The 24,595-nt window shown below is 36.8% G+C and carries 17 protein-coding genes and 1 tRNA gene; 14 read left to right on the top strand and 4 right to left on the bottom strand.

The window, feature by feature from the left end; translation table 11 throughout:
- Positions 1-2: 2 nt before the first annotated feature.
- The gene (locus tag ACJJVI_RS04290) at positions 3-3,347 is read right to left on the bottom strand and encodes a DUF2723 domain-containing protein (RefSeq protein ID WP_405350592.1); all 3,345 of its coding nucleotides are present in this window, start codon (positions 3,345-3,347) and stop codon (positions 3-5) included.
- 199 nt (positions 3,348-3,546) lie between these two features.
- Here ACJJVI_RS04290 and ACJJVI_RS04285 point away from each other — a divergent pair.
- Positions 3,547-3,617, top strand: a tRNA-Gln gene (locus ACJJVI_RS04285).
- A 131-nt stretch (positions 3,618-3,748) separates the two neighbouring features.
- Here ACJJVI_RS04285 and ACJJVI_RS04280 read toward each other — a convergent pair.
- Positions 3,749-4,570 carry a universal stress protein gene (locus tag ACJJVI_RS04280; protein ID WP_036583881.1) on the bottom strand — a complete coding sequence of 274 codons (822 nt, stop codon included), beginning with the start codon at positions 4,568-4,570 and terminating at the stop codon, positions 3,749-3,751.
- A 145-nt stretch (positions 4,571-4,715) separates the two neighbouring features.
- Here ACJJVI_RS04280 and rimP point away from each other — a divergent pair, with 145 nt between their 5' ends.
- The 3 genes from rimP to infB are packed head-to-tail and all read left to right on the top strand — an operon-like array spanning position 4,716 to position 9,301.
- Positions 4,716-5,183, top strand: a complete 468-nt coding sequence (gene rimP / locus ACJJVI_RS04275; protein ID WP_042247192.1) for a ribosome assembly cofactor RimP — start codon at positions 4,716-4,718, stop codon at positions 5,181-5,183.
- 9 nt (positions 5,184-5,192) lie between these two features.
- On the top strand, positions 5,193-6,425 hold the full coding sequence (nusA, locus tag ACJJVI_RS04270) for a transcription termination factor NusA (protein WP_036583886.1): 1,233 nt from the start codon (positions 5,193-5,195) through the stop codon (positions 6,423-6,425).
- Positions 6,426-6,454: 29 nt separating this feature from the next.
- A complete protein-coding gene (gene infB / locus ACJJVI_RS04265) occupies positions 6,455-9,301 on the top strand; it encodes a translation initiation factor IF-2 (protein ID WP_348022203.1) in 2,847 nt (948 codons plus the stop codon).
- A 73-nt stretch (positions 9,302-9,374) separates the two neighbouring features.
- Here infB and ACJJVI_RS04260 read toward each other — a convergent pair whose 3' ends face one another.
- Positions 9,375-9,749, bottom strand: a complete 375-nt coding sequence (locus ACJJVI_RS04260) for an SPOR domain-containing protein (RefSeq protein WP_405350589.1) — start codon at positions 9,747-9,749, stop codon at positions 9,375-9,377.
- Positions 9,750-9,933: 184 nt separating this feature from the next.
- Here ACJJVI_RS04260 and ACJJVI_RS04255 point away from each other — a divergent pair, with 184 nt between their 5' ends.
- The 8 genes from ACJJVI_RS04255 to ACJJVI_RS04220 are packed head-to-tail and all read left to right on the top strand — an operon-like array spanning position 9,934 to position 21,430.
- Positions 9,934-11,277, top strand: a complete 1,344-nt coding sequence (locus ACJJVI_RS04255; RefSeq protein ID WP_042270936.1) for a c-type cytochrome — start codon at positions 9,934-9,936, stop codon at positions 11,275-11,277.
- Positions 11,278-11,298: 21 nt separating this feature from the next.
- Entirely contained in the window at positions 11,299-14,370 is a 3,072-nt protein-coding gene (locus ACJJVI_RS04250) for a TAT-variant-translocated molybdopterin oxidoreductase (protein WP_405350585.1), read from the top strand.
- A gap of 27 nt (positions 14,371-14,397) precedes the next feature.
- Positions 14,398-15,837, top strand: coding sequence for an NrfD/PsrC family molybdoenzyme membrane anchor subunit (gene nrfD, locus ACJJVI_RS04245; RefSeq protein WP_042247201.1), 1,440 nt, complete (start codon positions 14,398-14,400; stop codon positions 15,835-15,837).
- Positions 15,838-15,842: 5 nt separating this feature from the next.
- Positions 15,843-16,376, top strand: coding sequence for a DUF3341 domain-containing protein (locus ACJJVI_RS04240; protein WP_036583899.1), 534 nt, complete (start codon positions 15,843-15,845; stop codon positions 16,374-16,376).
- The gene (locus ACJJVI_RS04235; protein WP_405350581.1) at positions 16,376-17,110 is read left to right on the top strand and encodes a c-type cytochrome; all 735 of its coding nucleotides are present in this window, start codon (positions 16,376-16,378) and stop codon (positions 17,108-17,110) included. Before ACJJVI_RS04240 ends, ACJJVI_RS04235 begins: the two co-directional genes overlap by 1 nt.
- 21 nt (positions 17,111-17,131) lie before the next feature.
- Positions 17,132-18,505: a hypothetical protein gene (locus ACJJVI_RS04230; RefSeq protein ID WP_042270943.1), complete on the top strand. Its 1,374-nt coding sequence runs from the start codon at positions 17,132-17,134 to the stop codon at positions 18,503-18,505.
- 22 nt (positions 18,506-18,527) lie between these two features.
- The gene (locus ACJJVI_RS04225) at positions 18,528-19,604 is read left to right on the top strand and encodes a cytochrome c oxidase subunit II (RefSeq protein WP_036583907.1); all 1,077 of its coding nucleotides are present in this window, start codon (positions 18,528-18,530) and stop codon (positions 19,602-19,604) included.
- Positions 19,605-19,609: 5 nt separating this feature from the next.
- Positions 19,610-21,430: a cbb3-type cytochrome c oxidase subunit I gene (locus ACJJVI_RS04220; RefSeq protein WP_051788717.1), complete on the top strand. Its 1,821-nt coding sequence runs from the start codon at positions 19,610-19,612 to the stop codon at positions 21,428-21,430.
- Positions 21,431-21,488: 58 nt separating this feature from the next.
- On the opposite strand, the gene ACJJVI_RS04215 is transcribed toward ACJJVI_RS04220, so the two are convergent.
- Positions 21,489-21,998, bottom strand: coding sequence for a peroxiredoxin-like family protein (locus ACJJVI_RS04215; protein WP_405350577.1), 510 nt, complete (start codon positions 21,996-21,998; stop codon positions 21,489-21,491).
- Positions 21,999-22,148: 150 nt separating this feature from the next.
- On the opposite strand from ACJJVI_RS04215, the gene ruvB reads away from it, so the two are divergent.
- On the top strand, positions 22,149-23,180 hold the full coding sequence (ruvB, locus tag ACJJVI_RS04210) for a Holliday junction branch migration DNA helicase RuvB (RefSeq protein ID WP_317290284.1): 1,032 nt from the start codon (positions 22,149-22,151) through the stop codon (positions 23,178-23,180).
- Positions 23,177-24,535, top strand: coding sequence for a cytochrome P450 (locus ACJJVI_RS04205; RefSeq protein ID WP_405350575.1), 1,359 nt, complete (start codon positions 23,177-23,179; stop codon positions 24,533-24,535). The genes ruvB and ACJJVI_RS04205 overlap by 4 nt, the downstream gene beginning before the upstream one ends.
- Positions 24,536-24,595 lie beyond the last annotated feature (60 nt).

Below are 24,595 nucleotides of genomic sequence, written 5' to 3'. Positions count from 1 at the left end.
ATTTATGGTGTGTCTTGAGGATTTGTTTCTATAATATCTTCAGTGACAGTATTATCTGTCGCTTCTTGAAAAATATTATCCAATTCACTCGTCGGAATTTCTTCTCTACTCGATCCGCCTATTGTCTCTTCTGGGCTATAGAATTGAGTGAATTCTAGAACATATTGATTGAAAACATCTTTGTGTTTTTGTACCATTTTATCGTCTTCATAAAAGATGGCAGATTCTACAAGACTTCTGTAACGTTCAACTGCAGCAATAATGTCTGAGTAACTAGCTCTACGTTCATCAATATTAAGAGCTTTATAGAAATCGATTTCATCTTGATATTTTAAAATTACACGATCTAAAAGATTTTGAGCTTTATCAACCTGGCCTACTTCATAATATCCATTTACAAAAGGTTCTATCATTGAATAATGTCCATAAAGGTCTAGAGGCATTTTCTCCATACCTAAATCTAGAATCTCTTCTGCCCTTTTATAATCACCAGCTTTAGTAAGTGCTTCTGCAACACGGGTTACATTGCTGCGATAACCTACACTATTACGTCTGGTTTCTACATCATAGTACATATCTGGATTACCGCTATTTCTCCAATCCCATTTTTTAAGAATCTCATAACCACGGTCTGGATCTACACGTCCCATATCAAATGGATCACGTCTATTTTCTGGCTCAGTCTTAATAGGTAATAATCTGAATGCGCAGCCGTCTAATTGTAGATAGTCTTTCATCCATATGTAGTCATCATCGCCAAATGCTCCACCAGAAAAGTAGATAGGGCGTTCCCAGTTGTTGGCATTGATAATATCTAACATAAACATTCTGTTCTTATAAACTAAGCTGCTATTAATTTCAATGACAATTTCATCAACTATCTTATCAGCGTCTCGTTGAGGTACAACGCCATTTTTAAGAACCGCTTCTTTATTTACAGGTATGCGTATGAATTTTGTAGGGAAAGTATGTTCCCAATGATCGTTACGCATTTGTTCTTGAGTAATTTTCTTATCACTTGCCACCCATTCCATCCAGTCTTTAAGGTCCAAGGTGTCAGGTAAAGAACTTTTTCCACCGGTACGCTGCAATACACGCTCTTTATCTGCAAACCATAAGGCATCTCTGGTACCATAGGTGTACTTATCATGTGTTAATGTAGAAGGTACTGGATCACTATCCCACGCTTTCTTCTTCATGTCGTCCATGTACCAATCTGTAGCAAGTAATGATGTGCAAACTACTCTCACATCTGTTCGATAACCTTCTACTTCCTGTAAATACCATAATGGGAAAGTGTCATTATCACCTATCGTAAAGATTAATGCATCAGGTAAACAGCTGTCTAGGTATTTTTTTGCACTAGTTAAAGCTGAATATTTTCCAGATCGATCATGATCATCCCAGTTTTGAAATGCCATTAATAATGGAACCGCTGCAAAACAAACGGTAAGAGATAGAATTCTTGCTGTTTTTACAGATATAGAATCTTTAATACCTTCATAAATAGCATAAACGCCCATACCTATCCACATGGCAAATACTAAGAAAGAACCCACATAAGCATAATCACGTTCACGAACCTGATACATACTTTGATTAAGGTAGACTATAATTGCTAGCCCTGTAAATAAGAAAAGTACCAGCGTCACATAAAATGACTTCAAATCTTTTTTAGCATGAAAAATCATACCTATGAGACCTAATATTAGCGGTAAAAAGAAATAGGTGTTTCGACCTTTATTATTGAGCATGTCCTCAGAGAGGTTGTCTTGAGTTCCTAGATGCCATTCATCTATAAAAGGTATTCCGCTAATCCAGTTACCGTTAAAAGGATCTCCTTCTCCTTGAATGTCATTCTGTCTACCAGTGAAATTCCACATAAAGTATCTCATGTACATATATTGTACTTGATAGTTCAAAAAGTAAGAAGCGTTGTCTAGCCCATCAGGTTTTTCAATAACAACAGCTTCTCTTAATTCTACTAGAAAATCTACATATTCCTGTGCACTTATACGACCATTTTCATAATTGCGTTTGTAATCTGCGAGAACAGTTTGCAATTCCATACTAGACGCATATTCTGGCTTAACATAGTAATTTAAACCACCCATAAAGTCTATATAATTAGTCGCTCTAGATGGGTCCGTCATTCTTGGGAATAAACCTTTATGGTCATCGTGTGTGTTTTGTAAAGAATTCTTATAATTATTTACGATTACATACTTTCCTAATTTATGATCCTTTTCATACTTAGGTTTTTCGTCTAGATATGGGGTTTCAGGATCTAATCCTGCATAGATATCTGTGAATGCTTCTCCATAAAATAAAGCTGGTGCTGGATATTGCTCACGATTATAATAAGCTAATAGTGCACGGGCATCATTTGGGTTGTTTTCGTTGATAGGAGTCCCAGCATTAGCTCGTATAGGCAACATAGTCCATGAAGAAAACCCTATTAGTACAAACATGACACATAGTGTAATAGTGTTTAATAAAGGTTTATTACGCTTACGCGAAAATCGAATCAAGAAAACAAACAATGCAATCACTAGGATTAACATTATAATAGAACCAGAGTTAAAAGGTAATCCTATATCATTAACAAAAAATACTTCCATGTATCCAAAAATAGACAGCGTATATGGTAGTAGTAATTTGAAAACAAAAAGTAATACAGCAACGACTGAAATATTTGCGATAACAAAGTTCAAAGGTGTAATTTTCTTATAATGCTTAAAATACCAAAGCATTCCAATAGCCGGAATCGTAAGTATTCCCATAAAGTGAACGCCGAATGATAGACCTACCGTAAAGGATATTAGTACTAGCCATTTATTACCTCGAGGTAAAAACATATCTCGTTCCCACAATAACCCCATGTAAAATAATGCGCTCATTAATAGGGCAGCAGGAGCATAAACCTCTGCCTCAACAGCATTAAACCAAAAACTATCGGAAAAAGTATAAGCAAGACTACCTATAGCTGCCGCTCCTAAAATCATAAAATCATTACTAGCCTCTCTTAAGACATGTCTTTTTAATAAAAGCGTTAGAGACCAAAACATGAATAAGATTGTAAACGCACTGGAGAAAACAGACATCATGTTAACCATATATGCGATTTGACTTTTATCTAAAGCAAACATGGAGAAAAACGCACCTAGCATTTGATAAAGAGGTGCTCCTGGTGGATGTCCTACTTGAAGTCCAGATGAAGTGGCTATGTATTCACCTGCGTCCCAAAAACTTACGGTAGGTTCAACAGTAAGCCAGTAGGTGATTAAGGCGATCGCAAATACGACCCAGCCAGCTATTTTGTTAAGTTGATTGTAATTCAATTTCATAGTATTTTTTAGCTAAGGCGAAAATAATATTAATATATCTAACCTACATGATGTAACTCAACTTACTCAGTTATAATTGAGTTAGAGAGATGTGAAATATTTATTCAACGTGTCAATTTGAAAAAAATGATATTAATTGAGAAAAAAATCGAATTCTATTTGCTCAAAAACTTATTTGTTTTAAATTTGCATCCGAATTTGTCCCATGGTGTAATGGTAACACTCCGGTTTTTGGTACCGTCATTCAAGGTTCGAGTCCTTGTGGGACAACTTTTAAATCCTGATTCTTAATTGAGTCAGGATTTTTTGCTTTTATAATAACTGTATATGTAAAAAAGCACCTCAAAAATATCGAGGTGCTTTTTTATCTTATGCTTTCGCGAAAGCGATATCATTAATAACTATTTGATCCTAAAGGTAACAACAGGTAAGGATGAGTGGTTTACAATATCTTCACTAACGCTGCCATTAAAGAAATGCGATATACCGCGTCTTCCATGTGTTGCCATACCTATTAAGTCTCCTTTAATATCTTTAGTGAAGTTAAAAACACCTTCTTCAATGGAGAAATCATTGTAAATAGTGTAATCAGTAGGTTCGACATTAATGTCTTTTAGGTATTCCTTTACTTTTTGTTCTGCTTTTTGAGTATTTAAAAAATTTGACGGAGTATTTACATAGAGCAAGTGTAATTTGCATCCAGTGCCTTTTGCAAATGCAGCTGCCTCTTTAAGCGCGTTACTAGATTCTGGATCTAAATCTGTTGCAAAAACAAATTCATTAACATCTAGTCTTTTTTTACGGTCCTTAATAACAAGTACTGGTATTTCTGAATTGCGCACTACTTTTTCTGCATTTGAACCTATGAAAATATTTTTCATGCCGCTAGCTCCATGGCTACCCATTACAATTAAGTCTGCATTATGTCTTTTTACAGTATCCATGATACCGCTGAAGGCTGCGCCAGTTTCAACATCACCATGTATGGTGACGTCGTTTAAATAATCTGCTTTTAGTAAGTTGTCAAACTTTTCTTTGGCTAATTTCATAAAAAAAACAGCTTCCGGTAAATTTGAGCTGGCATTATTTGCCAGATGTAAAGGAAGGTCTAATTGGTGTAATAAGAAAATCTCACCATTGTTTTCACGAGCTATATCTGCCGCAACACGCAAAGCATTGTCTGCTTGTTCTGAAAAATCAGTAGGTACGATTATTTTTTTCATAGAGTTGGATTTAGGACTATAAAGATAAGTAATTCTGTTTCAAGCTGACAGTGTGAAATATCGCTTGCAAAAGCCTAAAAAAGTCGTATATTTGCAAAGTATTTAAACAATATGAGGGGACAGATGTCCCCTCTTTTTATAAAATATGCTGAAAGATACCGTACAAGATTTACTCGATGATGCCTTTGAGGAGCGACCAGATTTGTTCCTTATGGAGATGACAATAGATGGAGGTAATGACATTAAAGTTATTATAGATGGTGATGAAGGTGTGACTGTTGCTGATTGTATTTTTATATCGCGTGCGGTGGAACACAACCTAGATAGAGATGAGGTTGATTTTTCTCTAGAAGTAGCTAGTGCTGGTGCAAGTGCGCCGCTTACATTGCCTAGACAATTTAAAAGAAATGTAGGTAGGCAGTTAGAGGTTATTGATAGGGAGAAAAAGAAAGAAACTGGTGAGCTGGTGTCTGCAGATGATGAAGGTATTGCAATTCAGTGGAAGGCGAGAGAACCTAAACCGATTGGGAAAGGAAAAGTAACGGTTGAAAAAGAGTGGTCGATCAAATATGACGACATTAAACAAGCAAAAGTGATTATAACATTTAATTAATAAGTGAATATGGAAAATCTCGCATTGATCGAGTCTTTTTCTGAGTTTAAAGATGATAAAATGATAGATCGTGTCACGTTGATGGCGATCTTAGAAGATGTTTTTAGAAGTGCTCTCAAAAGAAAGTACGGCGATGACGATAACTTTGATATTATTATTAATCCAGATAAAGGAGATTTAGAGATCTGGCGTAACCGTGTTGTGGTCGCTGATGGTGAAGTTGAAGATGATAATTCAGAAATTGAATTAACGGCAGCTCGTAAAATTGAGCCAGATTATGAAGTTGGTGAAGATGTAGCTGAAGAGGTAAAGCTAATTCAGTTGGGTAGACGTGCAATTCTAGCATTAAGACAAAATCTTATAGCTAAGATTCATGAGCATGATAATACAAATATCTATAAGCACTTTAAAGAGCTTGAAGGAGAATTGTATAGTGCAGAGGTTCATCACATTCGACATAGAGCAATCATTTTGTTGGATGATGAAGGAAATGAAATCATTATGCCTAAAGATCGTCAGATTGGTTCTGACTTCTTTAGAAAAGGAGAGAATGTTAGGGGTATTATCGAGAGTGTTGAGTTGAGAGGTAATAAGCCTAATATTATACTTTCTCGAACTTCTCCTAAGTTTTTAGAAAAGCTTTTTGAACAAGAAATCCCAGAAGTTTTCGATGGTTTAATTACTGTTAAAGCAGTTGTTCGTGAACCAGGTGAGAAAGCAAAAGTAGCAGTAGATAGCTATGATGATCGTATTGATCCTGTTGGAGCTTGTGTAGGAGTGAAGGGTTCTCGTATACATGGTATTGTTAGAGAGCTAGGGAATGAAAATATTGATGTTATTAATTATACTTCAAATACTCAGTTGTATATTGCTAGAGCTTTAAGTCCTGCAAAAATTATTTCTATGGAAATAAATGAAGAGACTAAAAAAGCTGAAGTAAGATTGAATCCTGAAGAGGTTTCAAAGGCAATTGGTAGAAGAGGTCATAATATTAGATTAGCTGGTAAATTAACTGGCTATGATATTGATGTTATTAGAGATGGTGCCGAGGAAGATGTTGAGCTGGCTGAGTTTAGCGATGAAATTGAGCCTTGGATCATTCAGGAATTTAGTAAAATTGGATTAGATACGGCAAAAAGTATCTTAGAACAAGATGTTACTGATTTAGTAAAGCGTACAGATTTAGAGGAGGAAACAGTCATTGCGGTTGTGAATATCCTTAAATCAGAATTTGAAGATTAGATAAAATAAAAGTCAACCCATAACCATTTATGGCCGAAGTAAAGAACATGAGACTCAATAAGGTGCTAAGAGAATTTAATATATCTCTGGATCGTGCTGTAGAACATTTAGCTGCTCAAGGAATTGAGATTGAAGCTAGACCGACTACAAAAATCGATGCAGATGTATACAAGGCTCTTGCAGATGAGTTTCAAACTGACAAGAGTAAGAAGGTAGCTTCTAAAGAAGTTGGTAAAGAGCGTCGCAAAGAACAGGAAGAGTTGCGCGAGCAGCGTGAGAAAGAGCAGGAAGAGAAGCAAAAAAGGCAAGAAGTTATTAAAGCCAAAGCCACTCTTGACGGTCCTAAGCAAGTAGGTAAAGTTGATTTATCTGGTGGCGCTGATGCAAAACCTGTCGAAAAGAAAGAAGTGCCTCAAAAACCAGTCGAAAAGAAAGTTGAGCCAGCTCCAACTGAAGTAGTTGAAGATTCTTCTCCTAAAATTGTTTCTAACCGTCCAAAGGTGCAAGAGACGAAGGTGAAAGGTAAAATAGATCTTGAACCTAAGAAGAGACCTGTTTCTAAGAAGAAAGATGTAGCTTCACAAAAGCCTAAAGTTGAGAAATCGCCTAAGGTGGAATCCAAAGTTGATAAGCCTAAAGTAGATAAAAAGCCTGATGCAAAGAAGGAGTCTGTTGAAAAAACTTCAGTAACTAAATCTACTGAAAGTAAGACTTCTGAAGCTAAGGCTCCCGAGGTAAATCAAGAGCCTGAAAAGATTAAAACCGAGTATCAGAAACTTGGTGGTTTAAAAGTTACAGGTAAAACGATTGACTTATCTCAATTTAAAAAGCCTAAGAAAAAGGAGGATCCTAACAAGCGCAAGCGTAAGAGGATAACAAAATCTCCGGGCTCATCTGGTTCTGGAGGAAATCGCTCAGGTGGTAATAGACGTGGTCCTGCTCAAAAGCGCACTCCTATAGTTAAGGCTGAGCCTACAGAAGAAGAAATCCAAAAGCAGGTAAGAGAGACTCTTGAAAAGCTTCAAGGAAAGTCCTCTAAGTCTAAAGCGGCTAGATATCGTCGTGATAAAAGAGATTCTCACCGTGAAAAGGTTGAAGCTCAAGAACAAGCTGATTCAGAAGAGAAAATCTTACAAGTTACAGAGTTTGTAACAGTAAGTGATATATCTACTATGATGGATGTTGCTGTTAACCAAGTGATCGGAGCTTGTATGTCATTAGGTATGATGGTGACAATGAACCAAAGGCTTGATGCAGAAACTATTTCTATTGTTGCAGAAGAATTTGGTTATGATGTTGAGTTTGTTAACGCAGATATTGAAGAGAGCATAACTGAAGTTGAGGATAGTGAAGAAGACTTAACTACACGAGCTCCTATTGTAACAGTTATGGGTCACGTTGATCACGGTAAAACATCTTTATTGGATTATATCCGTGAAGAAAATGTTATTGCAGGTGAGAGTGGTGGTATAACACAGCATATAGGTGCTTATGGTGTTCAATTAAAGAACGGTCAAAAGATCGCATTCTTAGATACACCAGGTCACGAAGCATTTACAGCGATGAGAGCTCGTGGTGCGCAAGTTACTGACCTTGCTATTATTGTAATTGCAGCAGATGATGATGTGATGCCTCAAACTAAAGAAGCAATTAGTCACGCACAAGCAGCTGGTGTGCCTATTATCTTTGCAATAAACAAGGTAGATAGGGAAGCGGCTAATCCTGAAAAAATTAAAGAAGCACTTGCTCAAATGAATTTGCTTGTAGAAGATTGGGGTGGTAAAATCCAATCTCATGATATCTCTGCAAAAACTGGTCAAGGTGTTGAAGAGTTATTAGAAAAAGTATTGCTAGAAGCTGAATTGTTAGATCTTAAAGCTAATCCAGACAAACCTGCTGTCGGAACTGTCGTAGAGGCGTTCTTAGATAAAGGTCGTGGTTATGTTTCTACCGTGTTAGTGCAAGCAGGAACATTGAGGATAGGTGATTACGTACTTGCAGGTCGTAATCATGGTAAGGTTAAGGCGATGCAAGATGAACGTGGTAATAACGTTGATGTAGCTGGTCCTTCTACACCGGTTTCAATATTAGGTTTAGATGGCGCACCTACGGCAGGTGACAAGTTCCATGTGTTTGAGGATGAAAAAGAAGCGAAAGATATTGCTTCAAAACGTACTCAACTACAGCGTGAGCAATCTGTTAGAACGCAAAAAACTCTTTCTCTTGATGAGATTGGTCGTCGTATTGCATTAGGTGACTTTAAAGAATTGAACTTAATACTGAAAGGAGATGTTGATGGTTCTGTTGAAGCATTAACAGATTCATTCCAGAAGTTGTCTACTGAGGAGATCCAAGTTAATATTATACATAAAGCGGTTGGAGCAATTACAGAAAGTGATGTGCTTCTAGCTTCTGCTTCTGATGCAATCATTATCGGATTTAATGTACGACCTCAAGGTAATGCAAGATCTGTTGCAGAGCAGGAAGAAGTTGATATCCGCATGTACTCAATCATATATGATGCTATTAATGACCTTAAAGATGCTATGGAGGGAATGCTTTCTCCAGAACTTAAAGAAGAGATTACTGGTAATGCAGAGATTAGAGCAACATTTAAAATATCTAAAGTAGGAACTATTGCTGGTTGTATGGTTACTGACGGTAAGATATATCGTAATAGTGGTGTAAGATTAATACGTGATAGTGTTGTTGTCTACACTGGTGAGCTTTCTGCCTTAAAGAGGTTTAAAGATGATGTTAAGGAGGTTGCAAAAGGATATGAATGTGGTATGCAAATTAAAAACTACAACGACCTTCAGGAAGGAGATATTATAGAATGTTTCCGTGAAGTAGAGGTAAAGAAAAAGTTGAAATAATCTTTCAATTTTATTTATAAAAAAAGGCGATTTCGTTAGAAATCGCCTTTTTGATTTTTAAGAGATATTTAAATTATGGCTTTAATATAAATGCGTTAGGAAATTCTTTCTTAATTTCAATTAACGCTCTTTCTGCTTGTAATTTGTTTCTGTAACTACCTACCCATAATTTAAAATTGGGTGCTTCATATTCTAAGTTTGATTCCCATGTCATTGGGCTTGCTTTGTATTTTGCTTCTATTTTTTTAGCCCCTTCTATTTCTCCATAAAACAACTGAATGGTGTAGCGATCTTTGAATTTTCCTTCCTTATCCATAGATATTTTTTTAGAAATAAGGCTTTCTATTTTAGTTTCTTCAACTTGATTCGAATGTTGAGCAAGCGCTATGGAGCTCAACATTAATATTGCTACGGTTACTACTATTCTTGAATTCAGGTGCTTATGCATATCTATGGATTTTGTTATTCCGCTTTCGCGAAAGCGAGTTTATTTAGAATTATTATAAATTATTTTGTTCAATTTAACTGCTGCAAAATTATAGACTTTATACCTTATTTTTGCGGCAGCATTTACGATACGGTAAAATACCGTAATTATTGTGCCAAATTTATTGCAATATTCAGTAAAAGACATGATAAAAAGGAAATTACATTTTTCCGCTTGGCAATTTATACTTGCGTCTGTTTTTGTAACGTTTTCAACATTAAGCGTTTACGGTCAGGATGCAGCCACAAATGATGGCGAGCCAGCGGCACCTGTTGAAGCATCCGGATCTGGGAATGCAGCTGCAGGAGAGGCTTTATTTAAAGCAAACTGTGCGTCTTGTCACAAACTTTACAAAAAAGCGGTTGGGCCAGCGTTACATGAAGTATCTCAAAAATATGACCGTGAGTGGTTGTATAGTTGGATTACAAATTCAGCTGCTTTAATTGCTAGTGGTGATGCGCAAGCGGTAGCGGTTTACAATGAGTATAATCAGACTGCGATGAATGCTTTTCCGCAATTATCGAATACAGACATTGATAATATTCTTGCGTATACTGATACACCTAAGCCTGCGCCGGCTGCTGCGGTTGCGGGAGCTGTAGGTGGTGATCAAGCTACTGGTGTCACAGATAACTCTTTAAATAGTATCGTTCTGGCAGCGCTGGCGCTCATATTAGTACTATTAGTTGCTTTGCTTTTTGTTGTAAACAGTACATTAAAGAGGTTTGCAGATGCTAATGGTATTCAAACTGACTTTGAAGAGGAAAAAGAAGTGCGTCGTCCTATTTGGAAGGCTTTTGCTGAGAATCAATTCTTAGTATTGGTAAGCGCAGTGTTCTTATTGTTAGCGAGTGCGTATTTTGCTTATGGTGCTTTAATGTCAGTTGGTGTGGATCAAGGTTATGCTCCGGTACAACCTATACATTATTCGCATAGAATACATGCTGGGACTAATCAAATAGAGTGTAAGTATTGTCACTCTAGTGCTAGAGAGTCTAAGCATTCAGGTATTCCTTCATTGAATGTTTGTATGAATTGTCATAAGTCTGTAGGTGAAGTTGCAGATGCAACTTACCAAGAAGGTATAAATGAATATGGAGTCGATTATAATAAAGAGATTCAAAAGTTATATGCAGCAACTGGATGGGATTCAGATGAGCAAGCATTTACGGGTGAAACGCAGCCGGTAAGATGGGTTCGTATTCATAACTTGCCAGACCTAGCGTATTTCAACCATGCGCAGCATGTTACGGCAGGAAATATAGCTTGTCAGCAATGTCATGGTCCTGTAGAGGAAATGGAAGTTATGTATCAATACTCACCTTTAACGATGGGCTGGTGTATTAACTGTCACAGAGAAACTAATGTAGATCTAGCAAATAACGGGTACTACGAAAAAATTCATGAAGAGTTGTCTAAGCAACGTGGTGGTAAACAACTTACTATTGCAGATTTAGGTGGTCTTGAATGTGGTAAATGCCACTATTAATAAATAGTTTTAGAGAGATATATGGCTACTACTAAGAAATATTGGAAAAGTACAGCGCAGCTCGATGAAAGCAATGAGATTGTAAAGAATCTTGAGCAAAACGAATTTGCTGCACCTGTTCCTACTGAAGAATTTTTAGGAAATAACGAGGTAATGGAGGAGTCTTCAACTACACGTCGTGATTTCTTAAAGTATGTTGGTTTTAGTACCGCTGCAGCTTCATTGGCTGCATGTGAAGGACCAGTAATTTATTCTGTGCCTTACGTAAACCAACCAGAGCAAATTATTCCTGGAATGGCTAATTACTATGCAACAACTATCGCAGATGGTTATGATTTTGCTAGTATATTAGTGAAAACGCGTGAAGGTCGTCCTATTAAGATAGAGAGTAATAAAGATGCAAAATATCGTGGTCATGCAAATGCACGTGTTCATGCCTCTGTTTTATCTTTATATGATAATAATCGTTTAAAGACACCTCTTGTAAAAGGTGCGGAGTCTACATGGGAAACTTTAGATAAAGAAGTCGCTCAAAAGCTTAATGAGTTAAATGGCAAAACACTTGCAGTATTGACTCAAACTTTTGCTAGTCCTTCCACAATGGCTATTATAGAGATGCTTAAGTCGAAGTATTCTAATGTTCGTCACGTTACTTACGATACGGTAGGTGAAGATGGTGCGTTAAATGCTTTTGAGGCTAAATATGGCGTTCGTGGTCTTGCTGATTATGATTTCACTGATGCTGAGACTATTGTTTCGATAGGTGCTGATTTTGTAGGTAACTGGCAAGGTGGTGGGTTTGATAAGGGTTATTCTGCATCAAGAGTGCCATCTAATAAAAGTATGTCGCATCATGTTCAGTTTGAGTCTAACATGACTCTTTCTGGTGCGAATGCAGATTTACGTTATCCAGTAACTCCTACAGAGCAAAAGCATATTCTTGCTGCTTTGTATAGTAAGTTAGTTGGTGGTGCGGCTAATGTCTCTTTGAGTGATAAAGTTGCTAAGGTGGTTGAGCAAACAGCTCAAAAGCTTTCAAAAGCTGGTAGTAAAGCCGTTGTGTTATGTGGTCTTCCTGATCAAGCAGCGCAGCAATTAGTTCTTGCTATTAATGAAAAATTAAATAGTTCTATAGTAGATACTGCTGCTCCTATAATGACTCGTCAAGGGAATCGTTTAGCGGTAGATCAGTTGGTTAAAGAAATGCAATCTGGTTCAGTTGGTGCGTTATTTGTGGCTGGTGTCGATCCTATCTATAGTTATGATAATAGTGATGCTTTCGCGAAAGCGATGGAAAAAGTTGCCTTAACGGTTTCATTTGCCTCACGTGAAGATTCAACAGCGCAGAAATGTGATTATGTAGCTACAACACCTCATTATCTTGAGTCTTGGGGAGATACAGAGATAAAGAAGGGAATTGTTTCTTTAGCACAGCCTACCATTCGTCCTATTTTTGATACTCGCCAATTACAAGATACTTTATTGAAATGGTCTGGTAGCGATCAATCTTATAAGGATTACTTAAAGTTATATTCTAAAAGTAGCGGTGCGAGTTGGTCTCAAGCCTTACAGGACGGTTTCTTTACATCTAATATCGGCTTGCAGGTTGATGAAAACGCATCAGAGTTTGTCGCTTCGGTTTCAGATAATAGCGCGCTTTCTCAGTTAGTGAATTCTAAAAAGCCTTCTGGTTTTGAATTGATATTATACACTAAAACTGGTTTAGGTGATGGTACGCAAGCTAATAACCCATGGTTACAAGAGCTTCCAGATCCTATTACTCGTACTACGTGGGATAATTATGTTACTATTTCGCAAATCGATGCAGAACAATTAGGTGTTGAAAATGAGAATGTAGCAAACGGTGGTTTGAACGGTAGTTGTGTTGTGGTTAAAATGAATGGCGTTGAGCGTAAGTTACCGGCATTAATCCAGCCAGGACAAGCTCAAGGAACTATTGGTATCGCTTTAGGATACGGTAAGACGGCTTCTATACAAGCTGAAATGCAGACTGGTGTAAATGCATATCCATTCTTTAAGAGTGGTTCTTCAATCCAGGCTGTTACTGTAGAGAATGTTGGTGGAGAACATGAGTTTGCATGTACACAATTACAAAATACAATGATGGGTCGCGATATCATACGCGAGACTGATTTAGCTACATATATAAACGGTGATAAACACGAGTTTAATCCGATGCCAGAAGTTTCTCTTAATCATATTGAGACTCCGGTAACTTCACCAGATGTAGATTTATGGACTAGTTTTGATCGTTCAACGGGTCATCATTTTAATATGTCTATAGATCTTAATGCTTGTACAGGTTGTGGTGCATGTGTTATTGCATGTCATGCAGAGAATAATGTGCCAGTTGTAGGTAAGCAAGAAGTTAGAAAATCACGTGATATGCACTGGTTGCGTATTGATAGATATTATTCTTCTACAGATAGTTTTGAATCAGATGAAGACAAGAAAGATGGATTCGAAGGCTTATTTGGTGATAATGGTTCTTTAGGTGGTTTTGGTGAGTTAGAAAATCCAGCAGATAATCCACAAGTGGCATTTCAGCCAGTAATGTGTCAGCATTGTAATCACGCACCTTGTGAAACTGTATGTCCTGTGGCAGCTTCTTCACACGGCCGTCAAGGTCAGAATCATATGGCTTATAACCGTTGTGTAGGTACTCGTTACTGTGCAAATAACTGTCCATATAAGGTACGTCGTTTCAACTGGTTCTTGTATAATGGGAATGATGAGTTTGATTATCACATGAATAATGACTTAGGTCGTATGGTAATCAATCCTGATGTTACGGTGAGATCTCGCGGTGTTATGGAGAAATGTTCTATGTGTATGCAAATGACACAAATGACAATTCTTGAAGCTAAGAAAGATGGACGTATGATCAAAGATGGAGAATTTGCTACGGCATGTTCAAATGCTTGTTCAAACGGAGCAATTAAATTTGGTGATATCAATGATAAAGAATCTGAAATCACTAAACTTAAAAATAGTGACCGTATGTATCATTTATTAGAGGAAGTAGGAACTGAACCTAACGTGATATATCAAGTTAAAGTAAGAAACGCATAATAATTAAGGAAAACTAATCGATACATTATGGCTCATTACGAAGCGCCCATAAGAAGAGCTCTAGTTACAGGAGATAAGTCTTACTCAGACGTAACAAGAGATATTGCTGCACCTGTAGAAGGTGCTGCTAACAAACAATGGTGGATTGTCTTTACAATCGCTCTTGTAGCTTTTCTTTATGGAATAGGATGCATTATTTATACGATCTCTACCGGTATAGGTGTTTGGGGTCTTAACAAGACAATTGGATGGGCATGGGACATCACCAACTTTGTATGGTGGGTTGGTATTGGTCATGCTGGAACGTTGATTTCTGCGGTTCTTCTGCTTTTCCGTCAAAAGTGGAGGATGGCCATTAACCGTTCTGCAGAGGCGATGACTATTTTCTCGGTAATACAAGCAGGTTTATTTCCAATTATTCACATGGGACGTCCATGGTTAGCCTATTGGGTATTGCCTATTCCTAATCAGTTTGGTTCTTTATGGGTTAACTTTAATTCGCCTCTACTTTGGGATGTATTTGCGATTTCCACTTATCTTTCAGTTTCTTTAGTATTCTGGTGGACAGGTTTACTTCCTGATTTTGCGATGATACGAGATAGAGCAATTACTCCTTTTAACAAAAAGATATATGGTATACTTTCCTTTGGTTGGTCAGGTAGAGCTAAAGATTGGCAACGTTTTGAAGAGGTATCTCTCGTTCTTGCTGGATTAGCAACACCGTTAGTACTTTCGGTTCACACGATTGTATCTTTTGACTTTGCAACCTCAGTTATCCCTGGATGGCACACTACTATATTTCCTCCTTACTTCGTTGCAGGTGCGGTTTTCTCTGGATTTGCTATGGTAAATACGCTTCTTATCGTAATGAGAAAAGTGGTAAGCTTAGAAAACTATATTACAATTCAGCACATTGAATTAATGAATATCGTAATTATGATTACGGGTTCTATTGTCGGTGTTGCATATATCACAGAGCTTTTTGTAGCTTGGTATTCTGGTGTAGAGTATGAACAATATGCATTTTTAAATAGGGCAACTGGACCATATGCATGGGCATATTGGGCGATGATGACTTGTAATGTGTTTTCACCTCAATTCATGTGGTTCAAGAAATTAAGAACAAGTATTATGTTCTCTTTTGTAATCTCTATCGTAGTAAATATAGGGATGTGGTTTGAGCGTTTTGTGATTATAGTTACATCTCTTCACAGAGATTATCTTCCATCATCATGGACAATGTTCTCTCCAACTTTTGTTGACATAGGAATTTTTATTGGTACAATAGGATTTTTCTTTGTTTTGTTCTTACTTTATTCAAGAACGTTCCCTGTAATAGCACAAGCAGAGGTTAAGTCAATTCTTAAAGCTAGTGGAAGTAAGTATAAGAAATTAAGAGAACAAAAAGGAACTAATGTTGAATCGGACACCGCATCTGGTGACCCTATTGCTCATCCTTCAAAGTAGTAATTATGTCAGATAAAACTATACACGCTCTTTATACTGATGATGATGTTTTACTCGGTGCAGTAAAACAAGTCAGAGAAAAGCATTATCACATTGAAGAGGTTTTTACTCCTTTTCCTGTGCACGGACTAGAAAAAGCAATGGGTATTGCAGATACTCGTTTAGCCATCAATGCATTCCTTTATGGTCTCGTTGGTCTTACAGTGGCTACCGTTATGATGAATTATATAATGATTCAGGACTGGCCACAAAACATTGGAGGTAAGCCTAGTTTTTCTTATTTAGAAAATATGCCGGCATTTGTGCCTATCATGTTTGAGTTGACGGTATTTTTTGCGGCTCACTTAATGGTTATCACTTTCTATCTTAGAAGTAGATTATGGCCGTTTAAATCTGCTGAGAATCCAGATGTACGTACAACTGATGATCACTTTTTGATGGAGATTGATGCTACTGGAAAAGATATTGAAGAAATGAGTAAATTTTTACATGACACTGGTGCTGTAGAAATAAAAATAATTGACAAAGACGCACACTAATGAATAGATATTTTCAAACGTTCATTTACGCCTTTGCTTCACTGATGATTATTTCATGTGGTGGAGATAGTAATGCAGTAGATGCTAAGTCAGACAGAAGTGTACAATACTTCCCTAATATGTACGAATCGGTAGGTTATGAAACCTATCAAGAAGGAGACATATTTGACGGGAATGTTGAGGCTCAACTTCCTGTAGAAGGAACAGTTAATAGAGGTTGGTTACCCTATGAATATGCAAACAGTAATGAAGGGTATGCTTCCGCGAAAGCAGAATTAAAAAATCCTTTGCCATATACTGAAGAAAATCTTGCTTCTGGTCAGGAATTGTACAATATATATTGTGCGATATGTCATGGTACTAAAGGTAATGGTCAAGGTCACTTAGTTAAGACTGAAAAGATACTAGGTGTACCTTCTTATGCAGATCGTGATATTTCTCAAGGTTCTATTTATCATGTAATGTATTGGGGAATTAACTATATGGGTTCTTATGCTTCTCAAACTTCTATTGAAGAAAGATGGCAAATAGCTCATCATGTTGATGCACTAACTAGAGACTTAAAAGGTCAAGACGCTAAGGATTTTGTTTCAGTTCAAGATGAATTGGAAATGGAATCTCAACTAGGAAATCATGCAGTCGAAGATCATGGTGTTGAAATGCACGGTGAGGACGCTCATGAAGACGACCACGGTAGTCAAGTAGAAAATCATTCATCAACTGAAGGCGAGTAATCGACCACGAAATTTTATTATATGTACAAAGTTTCAAGTAAATTAAAAATTTTCGCATTTGTCCTTATTGGATTAGGGGCATTACTTACCGTAGGTGGGTTTTTAAGTGCGCCTGCCTCTGAGGATGCAGTAAGAGAAATGTTAGCAAACGATGCTTCACATGGCGATGGTCATGGTTCTACAGATACTCATCAAGTGGTTTCACATGATGCTCATGATGATGCACACGCTTCCAATGCTCATGGTGATGAACATGCATCTGGTCACGAGTCTGATCACGTAGAGCACTTGTATCATCAATTAGCAAACAAGCCTTGGTCAGCACTATATGTTGCTTGCTTTTTCTTTTTTATGATAGCATTAGGTTGTACCGCTTTTTACGCAATTCAGAAAGTTGCGCAAGCAGGATGGTCTCCTGGTTTATTCAGAGTTATGGAAGGTATCAGCAGCTATTTACTAGTTGGTGGTATATTAATGTTTGTATTACTTCTTGCCACTGGTTTAGGTGCTAATCATATTTTTACTTGGATGAATCCTGGTGTGGCAGAAGTAGGTCATGAAAATTATGATGCTTTAGTTGCAGGTAAAACAGGATTCCTAAATGTCCCTTTTTGGTTAATTAGAGCTGGTGCATTTTTAGTAGGATGGAACTTATACAGATGGAATATCCGTAAGTTCTCGCTTAAACAAGATGAAGAGCCAGAAGGAAATGTTTGGTACAAAAAAGGATTCAAGCATTCTGCTATGTTTCTAGTTTTCTTCATTGTTACGGAATCTATTATGTCTTGGGATTGGATCATGAGTTTTGATCCTCACTGGTTCTCAACATTATTTGGATGGTATGTGTTCGCTAGTATGTTCGTTAGTGGTATTACAGTGATTGCATTAGTAACTATTTACTTAAAATCCAGAGGTCATTTAGAATTTATCAATGATTCACATATTCATGATTTAGCTAAATTCATGTTTGGTATTAGTATATTTTGGACCTACTTATGGTTCTCTCAGTTTATGTTGATTTGGTATTCTAATATCCCAGAAGAGGTAACTTACTTTATTACAAGAATAGAAGACTACAATATATTATTCTTTGGTATGGTTGCGATTAACTTCTTATTCCCGTTATTAATTCTTATGAATTCCGACTTTAAACGTGTGAATTGGTTTGTTGTAACTGCAGGAATCTTTATCTTACTAGGTCACTATTTAGATATTTATGTAATGGTTATGCCGGCTACTGTAGGTGAATCTTGGTTTATCGGTATGCCTGAAATAGGCTCGTTTATGTTATTTGCAGGTATTTTCTTGTTAGTAATATTCAACACTATTTCAAAAGCTCCGTTACTTGCAAAAGGAGATCCATTTATTGGAGAAAGTAAACATTTTCACTATTAATTAATTATAGAAAAACACTGAAATGACTGCATTTCTTATCATATTAATTGCTGCTTTGTTTGTTATTGCTTTATGGCAAATTTCAAAAATTGTTCAGCTAGGAAAATCTCCAGAAGCAAACGGTGCTGATGGTGAAATCGCCAATGACGCCGATAATAATCGTCAAGGTAAATACATGCTTTACTTCGTTATCGCGATGTATGTAATGATGATTGCTTGTTTTATAGGCTATCAAGATTATTTCTTACCAGATGCTGCATCTGCTCATGGGGCAGAATATGATTCATTGTTATTATTGACGACAGTGGTTATCATGATCGTTCAATTTTTAACTCAAGCATTATTACACTGGTTTAGTTATAAATATCGTGGTAGAAAAGGTCAAAAAGCTTTATTCTATGCTGATAATGATCGATTGGAATTTATATGGACTGCAATCCCTGTGGTTGTTTTAGCTGGCCTTATTTTGTGGGGATTATTCTCGTGGAATGATATTATGGATGTAGATAAACATGAGGATCCGTTAGTAGTGGAAGTATATGCTTATCAATTTGGCTGGAAAGTTAGATATAGCGGCGCTGATAATACTTTAGGAGATGCTAACGTGCGATTTATCGAAGGAGCTAATATTTTAGGTATTGATCCTACAGATGCTGATGGTAAAGATGATATGGTAGCTACAGAATTACATCTACCGGTTAACAGACCAGTAGTCTTTAATTTCCGTAGTCAGGACGTTTTACACTCTGCTTACATGCCTCACTTTAGAGCTCAGATGAATGTTGTACCAGGTATGGTGACTAAATTTAGCTTTACACCTACTGTAACTTCTGAGGATTATAAGTCAACTGAATTTATGACTGAAAAAGTTCGTAAGATTAATGAAATTAGACGACAAAAAAGTAAAGAATTAGAGGCTGCAGGTGATGTAGCTTTGGATCCTTACGAATTTGAATACTATTTATTGTGTAATAAAATATGTGGTGCGTCACATTACAATATGCAAATGAAGATAGTAGTTGAATCTGAGGAAGACTACAATAAGTGGTTAGAAACACAAACAACTTTTGAAACAACTTTAGCTAACGCTGAAAACTAAGATATATGGGACAAGTGATTGCAGCAGCAACAGAGCATGGACATGATGATGGTCATCACCATCACAAAGAAACATTTGTAACAAAATACATTTTCTCAACAGATCATAAGATGATTGCTAAGCAATATCTTATTACGGGACTTATTATGGGTGCTATAGGTATCTTAATGTCTGTACTAATGAGAATGCAGATTGCAAATCCAGAGCAACCAAATGTTATTTTTGAAGCGCTATTAGGTAAGTGGGCACCAGGTGGTGTAATGGATCCTAATATTTACTTAGCATTAGTTACCATTCATGGTACCATAATGGTATTCTTCGTTTTAACAGCTGGTTTAAGTGGAACTTTCTCTAACTTTTTGATTCCTTTACAAATTGGAGCTCGTGATATGGCTTCTGGTTTCTTAAACATGGTTTCTTATTGGTTGTTTTTCCTTTCTTCTGCAATAATGATTAGTTCTTTATTTGTTGAATTAGGACCTGCCGCAGCTGGTTGGACTATTTATCCTCCATTAAGTGCTGTAGCTAAGGCGATGCCTGGTTCAGGTATGGGTATGACATTATGGTTAGTTTCTATGGCTATATTTATTGCTTCTTCATTGTTAGGATCATTAAACTACGTTGTAACTGTCATAAACATGCGTACAAAAGGTATGTCTATGACTAGACTTCCATTGACAATCTGGGCATTTTTTGTAACTGCTATCATTGGTGTCGTTTCGTTCCCAGTATTATTTGCAGCGGCTTTATTGTTGATCATGGATAGGAGTTTCGGAACTTCATTCTTCTTGTCTGATATTTATATCAAAGGTGAAGTACTAGCACATCAAGGAGGTTCTCCAGTTTTATTTGAGCACCTTTTTTGGTTCCTTGGTCACCCGGAAGTTTACATTGTATTATTACCTGCTTTAGGTATTACATCTGAGATTATAGCCACTAACTCGCGTAAACCTATTTTTGGTTATAGAGCGATGGTAGCGTCTATTTTAGCGATTGCGTTCTTGTCAACAATTGTTTGGGGTCACCATATGTTTGTATCTGGAATGAATCCTTTCTTAGGTTCAGTATTTACATTTACAACTTTATTAATTGCGATTCCATCTGCAGTAAAAGCATTTAATTATATAACCACGTTATGGAAAGGTAATTTGCAGCTCAATCCGGCAATGTTGTTTTCTATAGGTCTTGTTTCTACATTTATTACTGGTGGATTAACCGGTATCATTTTAGGTGATAGTACGCTGGATATAAATGTGCATGACACTTACTTTGTTGTAGCTCACTTTCACTTAGTAATGGGTATCTCTGCGCTTTATGGATTGTTTGCAGGAGTTTATCACTGGTTCCCAAAGATGTTTAACAAGATGATGAATAAAAATCTTGGTTACGCACATTTCTGGTTGACAGCGATTGGTGCGTATGGCGTTTTCTTCCCGATGCACTTTATAGGTATGGCTGGTTTACCTCGTCGTTATTATACAAATACTAACTTTCCTTATTTTGATGACCTTGCAGACACTAATCAATTGATTACATATTTTGCTATTGCAACTGCACTTGCGCAATTGATATTTGTTTACAATTTTGTTAAGTCTATCTTTTATGGTAAGAAAGCGCCAGCTAATCCATGGAAATCTAATACTTTGGAATGGACTACAGGAGATAAGCATATCCACGGTAACTGGGATGGACCTATTCCTCATGTTCATCGTTGGGCATATGATTACTCAAAAGTGAATGAAAATGGTGAGTATGTAATACCAGGACAGGATTACACTCCACAACATATTCCTTTGCAAGATGGAGAAGAAGAAATGAATCATTAATTATGATTCTGTTACATAAAAAAAGCCGCTATTTAGCGGCTTTTTTTATACATAAGTTTTAAGCTTCACCTCTTGCAGGATAGTGTTTGTCTTCTACAAAATCAATGGATTTGATAAGGTCAGCTATTTTAGGTCTTGCAAATGGCATTGTTTGGATCGATGCAAAGAATAAAGTCTTGTCAGGCTTGATTAAAAATATAGCAGGTTCTGAAAACAAGTCGGGTTCTTTGTCACTAATCGCTTTTGATAAGTAAAGTCCCCATTCTTTTGCAGTTTCTACTGGTAAATCATACCCTATGGTCAATCCGTCTATATTCCAATCATTCGATGATTTATCTGCTCTATCCTTACTGTCCATGCTTATGGCTATCACATCAATACCTCTTTCTTTAAAGTCTGGCAAGTGATCGGTTATAGTTTCCAGTTGCTTTTTACAAACGGGACAGTGATATCCACGATAAAATATGATCAAGGTGTATTTATTCGGCTTTTGACTTTCTAGAGACCATTTAGTTTGGTCGTCTATCAAAGTCACTTTTAATTTTGGGGTATGCTGTTTTGGTTTCATTTTTTTTCTTTTAAGATACAAACGATGTTTTAGGCAAGGTCATAAGTTATTATTAAATTGAGTTAAGCTTTTGTTATTACGCTTTCGCGAAAGCGTAATAAATTCATCTCTATATTATCAAAGCAGCGGATTGAACATTATCTTTGATACATGAACGAACATTTAGATCCCACTGGAAGTCATTTCTCTCATGAAGAAAATGATGTTGAAAGAGCATTAAGACCTTTAAGTTTTGATGATTTTGCTGGTCAAGATCAGGTGCTCGAAAATCTCAAAATTTTTGTTGAAGCTGCAAATCAGCGTGATGATGCACTCGATCATGCTTTGTTTCATGGACCACCAGGATTGGGTAAAACAACGCTAGCCCATATTCTTGCAAATGAATTAGGTGTTGGTATTAAAGTGACTTCTGGACCTGTGTTGGATAAGCCTGGTGATCTTGCTGGATTACTTACTAATCTTGACGAGCGTGATGTGCTATTTATAGACGAGATACATCGATTAAGTCCGATTGTTGAAGAGTACTTATATAGTGCTATGGAGGATTATAAGATTGATATCATGATTGAGACTGGTCCTAATGCTAGGACAGTTCAAATAAATCTTGCACCTTTCACCTTAATAGGTGCGACTACAAGATCCGGTTTACTTACAGCACCCATGCGTGCCCGTTTTGGGATTCAATCTAGATTACAATATTATTCAACAGAATTACTTTCTACTATTGTCACTCGTAGTGCAGAAATTTTAAAAGTGCCTATTGATGAAGATGCTGCAATAGAAATTGCAGGTCGTAGTCGTGGGACGCCTCGTATCGCTAATGCATTGCTGCGTAGAGTGCGTGATTTTGCACAGATTAAGGGTAATGGTAGTATTGATCTTAAAATCGCTAAATATTCATTAAAAGCCTTAAATGTGGATGCAAATGGTCTTGATGAGATGGATAATAAAATCTTACTAACCATTATCGATAAGTTCAAAGGTGGACCGGTAGGGCTAACAACTATTGCAACTGCTGTGTCTGAAAGTGCAGAAACTATAGAAGAAGTGTACGAGCCATTTTTAATTCAACAAGGCTTTATTATGCGCACACCACGTGGGCGTGAGGTGACTGAGCTAGCTTATAAACATTTAGGTAAGATTAAAGGAAATGAATTAGGAGGCTTATTTGACAATCAATGAAAGAAATAGCTCAGGTTCCAGCACTTACTTTTTTGGCTAAATCCAGACAGATTTATAAAGATCCATTACCATTCCACAGAGAGAATTTTGCGAAGTATGGGAATACCTTTAAGATAAGTCCTAAGCCGAGACTTATGATTCACTTTACCTGTGATGAGAAAATCACACAGCACATTCTCCAAAAGAATCAAAAGAATTATCATAAGTCTTCTTTACAGACAGAGGATTTAGGAAAGTATATAGGTCATGGGTTATTGACGGAAAATGGTGAAAAGTGGAGAGCAAACAGAAAATTGATCCAGCCAGCATTTTATAAAAAGTCTATTAATAACTTTATGGCTACTATGGATGTGGTAGTTAAAGAAGAGCTCGATCGCATTCAACTAGATAAGATTACAGATGTTTATGCCATTTTTAATAATCTTGCTTTTAAGGTTGTGGCAAGAAGTTTATTTGATTTTGCAGACATAGAGAACTTAGAACAAAAGATTTCTAGACTTCAAGAAATTACAGAGCAAGCTCAAAAGATGTTGATTAAAGAACTACGTATCCCATGGATGAAGTGGTATTTTGATAGAGAGTGGCTATCTGGAACAAATAGTGTTCCTCATGCATTGGCAATGGTCGATGAAGCGAGAGATATACTGCGTATTATTATAAATAACCGTCGTGATAGTAAAAATGAACCTGGTGATTTACTGGATATGTTACTTCATAGTACTTATGAGGATGGAAGTCACATGGATGATGATCAACTAGTAGATGAGATTCTAGTATTATTTATTGCTGGACATGAAACCACGGCAAACGCTTTGAGCTTTGCAGCGCAATTACTAGCACATCATCCAGAAACAATAGAAAAGGCTAGAGAAGATGTTTCAAAAGCCAATCTTGACGAAACACTAATGAACCAATTGATGGCCATGCCATATCTCAAGCAATGCGTGGAAGAAACGCTAAGATTGTATCCACCAGCTTATGTAACGGATCGTGTAGCGCTAGAGGCAGATGAATGTGAAGATATAGTTATAGAGAAAGAAAGCATTTGGTTGGTTTCTTTTTATGAAATGCATCGACGTAAAGACTTATGGGGAAATCCAGAAGCTTTTGACCCAAGTAGATTTGAACCAGAAAAGGCAAAAAAGTATAGAGATTTCTATTTTCCGTTTGGTGCAGGACCACGCATGTGTGTCGGGAACAACTTTGCCATGATGGAAATGATGTTAGTAATTAGAAGAATGGTAGAGCGTTTTGAGATTACAACCGTTCAAGGTCATATCGATTACCATCCATTAATTACCTTGAAGCCTAAGAATGCAAATTTGGTTTTTAGTGAAAAAGTTTTTAGCTCTTAATATATTACTGGCTTTAACTTGAGCACAATTCACACAATTTTCACGAACACAAAAAACCCA

This window comes from Nonlabens sp. Asnod3-H03 (assembly GCF_045063665.1).
Taxonomy (GTDB): Bacteria; Bacteroidota; Bacteroidia; order Flavobacteriales; family Flavobacteriaceae; genus Nonlabens; species Nonlabens ulvanivorans.
Note: the sequence above shows the minus strand (reverse complement) of the source record. Positions and strands in the feature narration are given on the sequence as shown.

Bases quoted from the DNA above. Each gene is read 5' to 3' on its own strand.
- ACJJVI_RS04225 (WP_036583907.1), top strand. From the start codon at position 18,528: ATGACTGCATTTCTTATCATATTAATTGCTGCTTTGTTTGTTATTGCT.
- ACJJVI_RS04280 (WP_036583881.1), bottom strand. From the start codon at position 4,570: ATGAAAAAAATAATCGTACCTACTGATTTTTCAGAACAAGCAGACAAT.
- ruvB (WP_317290284.1), top strand. From the start codon at position 22,149: ATGAACGAACATTTAGATCCCACTGGAAGTCATTTCTCTCATGAAGAA.
- rimP (WP_042247192.1), top strand. From the start codon at position 4,716: ATGCTGAAAGATACCGTACAAGATTTACTCGATGATGCCTTTGAGGAG.
- ACJJVI_RS04235 (WP_405350581.1), top strand. From the start codon at position 16,376: ATGAATAGATATTTTCAAACGTTCATTTACGCCTTTGCTTCACTGATG.
- ACJJVI_RS04220 (WP_051788717.1), top strand. From the start codon at position 19,610: ATGGGACAAGTGATTGCAGCAGCAACAGAGCATGGACATGATGATGGT.
- ACJJVI_RS04230 (WP_042270943.1), top strand. From the start codon at position 17,132: ATGTACAAAGTTTCAAGTAAATTAAAAATTTTCGCATTTGTCCTTATT.
- infB (WP_348022203.1), top strand. From the start codon at position 6,455: ATGGCCGAAGTAAAGAACATGAGACTCAATAAGGTGCTAAGAGAATTT.
- nrfD (WP_042247201.1), top strand. From the start codon at position 14,398: ATGGCTCATTACGAAGCGCCCATAAGAAGAGCTCTAGTTACAGGAGAT.
- ACJJVI_RS04240 (WP_036583899.1), top strand. From the start codon at position 15,843: ATGTCAGATAAAACTATACACGCTCTTTATACTGATGATGATGTTTTA.
- ACJJVI_RS04260 (WP_405350589.1), bottom strand. From the start codon at position 9,749: ATGCATAAGCACCTGAATTCAAGAATAGTAGTAACCGTAGCAATATTA.
- ACJJVI_RS04205 (WP_405350575.1), top strand. From the start codon at position 23,177: ATGAAAGAAATAGCTCAGGTTCCAGCACTTACTTTTTTGGCTAAATCC.
- ACJJVI_RS04215 (WP_405350577.1), bottom strand. From the start codon at position 21,998: ATGAAACCAAAACAGCATACCCCAAAATTAAAAGTGACTTTGATAGAC.
- ACJJVI_RS04290 (WP_405350592.1), bottom strand. From the start codon at position 3,347: ATGAAATTGAATTACAATCAACTTAACAAAATAGCTGGCTGGGTCGTA.
- ACJJVI_RS04255 (WP_042270936.1), top strand. From the start codon at position 9,934: ATGATAAAAAGGAAATTACATTTTTCCGCTTGGCAATTTATACTTGCG.
- nusA (WP_036583886.1), top strand. From the start codon at position 5,193: ATGGAAAATCTCGCATTGATCGAGTCTTTTTCTGAGTTTAAAGATGAT.
- ACJJVI_RS04250 (WP_405350585.1), top strand. From the start codon at position 11,299: ATGGCTACTACTAAGAAATATTGGAAAAGTACAGCGCAGCTCGATGAA.